The 2,943-nt window shown below is 63.2% G+C and carries 3 protein-coding genes; all 3 read right to left on the bottom strand.

The genetic code is table 11. The features are described from left to right. Positions 1–7 precede the first annotated feature (7 nt). Positions 8–787 carry an ATP-binding cassette domain-containing protein gene (locus RBB47_RS30920; RefSeq protein ID WP_305989785.1) on the bottom strand — a complete coding sequence of 260 codons (780 nt, stop codon included), beginning with the start codon at positions 785–787 and terminating at the stop codon, positions 8–10. A 1-nt stretch (position 788) separates the two neighbouring features. Then, positions 789–1,940 carry an ABC transporter permease gene (locus RBB47_RS30925; RefSeq protein WP_305989786.1) on the bottom strand — a complete coding sequence of 384 codons (1,152 nt, stop codon included), beginning with the start codon at positions 1,938–1,940 and terminating at the stop codon, positions 789–791. Between the two features lie 175 nt (positions 1,941–2,115). After that, positions 2,116–2,943: sugar ABC transporter substrate-binding protein (locus RBB47_RS30930; RefSeq protein ID WP_305989787.1), on the bottom strand; the 828-nt coding region annotated here is incomplete at its 5' end.

Consider the following 2,943-nt stretch of genomic DNA (forward strand, 5'->3'; position numbering starts at 1 on the left):
GACGTCCTCAGACGGTTCCGCCGAGTGATCCTTCGAGTTGTGCGAGTTCCTGTCCGCCTGCCATGAGTTCCTGGAGTTCTTCTGCCTTTATGTTCCCGCGTTCTGCGGTACCGAGTGTCTTGCCCCGGTTGAGGACGGTGAAGCGGTCTCCGACGGCCATGGCGTGGCGCACGTTGTGGGTGATGAAGACGACGCCGATGCCCTTCTTGCGGACCTTGTCGATGGTGGCGAGCACGTTGGAGGTCTGGCGCACGCCCAGAGCCGACGTCGGCTCGTCGAGGATGAGCACCTTGGCACCGAAATAGACCGCCCTTGAGATGGCGACCGTCTGGCGCTCGCCGCCCGACAGGGTGCCGACGGCCTGGTCGGGCGATCTGAGATGAATGCCCATCTTGGCCATCTCGCTCATGGTGACCTCGTTGGCAGTGGCAAAGTCGAAGAACTTGAACGGACCGAAGCGCTTCTCCGGCTCGCGCCCCATCCAGAAGTTCCGCGTCACCGACATCAGCGGGATCATGGCCAGGTCCTGGTAGACCGTGGCAATGCCGGCGGCCATGGCATCGCGCGGGCTGTCGAAATTGGTCTCCTTGCCCTCGATCAGGATCTTGCCCCGTGTCGGCTTGTGAACCCCGGACATGGTCTTGATGAAGGTGGACTTGCCCGCACCGTTGTCGCCCAGAAGGCAGTGGCACTCGCCCGCCTTGACGGAGACGGAGACACCGTTGAGGGCAATCACCGGGCCGAAATGCTTCTCGATATCGACCAGTTCGATCAATGCGTCACTCATCTTAACGCTCCCCCGTGATCATGCGGCGGATATAGGTGTTGAGGATCACGGCCAAGAGCAGGATCACACCCAGGAAGACCCGGAAGAGCGAACTCTCCACGCCGGCAAAGAACAGACCCTGCTGGACCACGCCGAAGATCAGCGCGCCGAGGGCGGCACCGATGACGGAGCCGTAGCCGCCTGTGAGGAGCGCCCCGCCGATGACCACGGAGATGATCGCCTCGAACTCCTTGAGCAAGCCGCGGTCGGCCGCCGCGGAGCCGAACTCCATCACCTGGCAGGTGGCAAAGACGGTGGCGCAGAAGGCGGTGAACATGAACATGGAGATCTTGACCCGGTTGACCGGCACACCGACATAGCGGGCCGCCTGGGCATCGCCGCCGGAGGCGAAGATCCAGTTGCCGAACTTGGTGCGGGTCAGAAGGAAATGGCCGAAGATGATCAGGATCAGGGCCCAGATCATCAGCATGGGAATGCCCTCCACAACGGGCTGTCCCGCCTTGGGCCCGGCCACGAACTTGCCGACCACGCCCAGATCGGCCAGCCAGACAAACAGCCAGTTGAAGACCTTGCCGCCGAACAGCCAGGCGATCGGATCGCCCTCGGCCGCATCGCGCACACCGCCGATGATGGTCTTGCGGGTGGTGGCAATGGCAATGAAGATGGTCAGGCCGCGCAGGATGTACAAGAACGCCAGCGTGACGATGAAGGAGGGCAGGCCGGTCTTGACCACCAGGTAGCCGTTGAGCGCGCCGATGGCGAGCGCCATGGCAAAGGCGACCAGGATGGCAAACCAGGTGGGAAAGCCCCACTGCACGCTCATCAAGGCGATGATGATACCGGAAAAGCCGATCATGGAGCCGACGGAGAGGTCGAACTCGCCGGCGATCATCAACAGGCAGGCGCCGACGGCGATGATGGCGAACTGGGCCGAGACGGTGCCCCAGTTGATGACGCCCTCGGGCGCGAACATGCCGCTGTCGCTGGCAATGGAGAGGAAGAAGATGAACACAAGGATCGTGCCGCAGATGGCGCCCAGCTCGGGGCGGATCAGGGCCTTGCGCAAGGGCGACATCTCGCGGACGCGCTCATCCTTCTCAGGGGCCTTTTGGGGCGCCTCCCCGGGAGCGGCGGTCTCTTGGGTCTCAGCCATAGGGTTCCTCCTGCGGGCCGTTCGGACCGGCCGCGTCTTTGCGGTCCTGCCGCACGATCTTGTTGTCCTGGTTTGGTCGGCCGGACGGCCTCAGCCAGTCCGGGCTTGATCCTTAAAGGGAGAGGCGGCAATCCGCCTCTCCAGGTGGCCGCAAAAGCTGCGGCCCCGGCACCCGTTAGCGGTATTCGCCCGCGTGCTCTTCAACCTTGGCAAGGGCGTCCTTGGTGATGAAGCCCGGGCCGGAGTTGATGTTGTTGCCCGGCAGAACGCCAAAGCGCTGGTAGTTGGCCAGAACGATCACCGGCAGGTAGGCCTGCAGGAAGGGCTGCTGGTCAATGCCCCACTGAATGGTGCCGTCCTTGATGCCCTTGACGATCTCCGTGCCCAGGTCAAACGTGCCGAAATAGATCTCGCCCGCCTTGCCGATCTCCTGCAGCGCGCCGATGGTCGGGTCCGCAGAGGTCGGGCCAAGCGTCAGGATCGCTTCCACATCCGGATTGGCTGACAGATAGGCCTTGACCTTGTTCTTGATCTCGGCCGGGTCCTGGCCGCTGTCGATCATGCTGTCGCCCAGCTCAACGCCCAGACCGTCGGCAAAGCCGCGGCAGCGCTCGCCGACAACCGGGTTGGAGACAACGTGGTTCACACACAGGAACGAACCAACACCGTCCCGCTTGGCGCGCTGGCCCGCTGCCAGACCGGCATCATACTCAGGCTGGCCGACATACATCAGAGCACCAACCTCAGCGGCCTGCTCCGGCGTGCCGGAATTGATGATGATGACCGGAATGCCCTTGGCAACCGCATTCTGGATCGGGCCGTTCAGAACGTCCGGATCGGCAAGCGTGGTGATGATGCCGTCAGGATTGGACGCTGCCGTCTGCTCGATAATGCGCGCCATGTCGGCAATGTCGCCCGTCGGCGGATTGCGGTACTCAACCTCAGCGCCAACCTGCTCACCAGCAAGCGCAAGACCGTTCTTGATCGTGTTCCACCAGCTGTC

Origin of the sequence: Roseibium sp. MMSF_3544 (genome assembly GCF_030732845.1) — a bacterium.
Classification (GTDB): Bacteria; Pseudomonadota; Alphaproteobacteria; order Rhizobiales; family Stappiaceae; genus Roseibium.

Excerpts from the sequence above, each read along its gene's own strand:
- RBB47_RS30920 (WP_305989785.1), bottom strand. The coding sequence starts at position 787 with ATGAGTGACGCATTGATCGAACTGGTCGATATCGAGAAGCATTTCGGC.
- RBB47_RS30925 (WP_305989786.1), bottom strand. The coding sequence starts at position 1,940 with ATGGCTGAGACCCAAGAGACCGCCGCTCCCGGGGAGGCGCCCCAAAAG.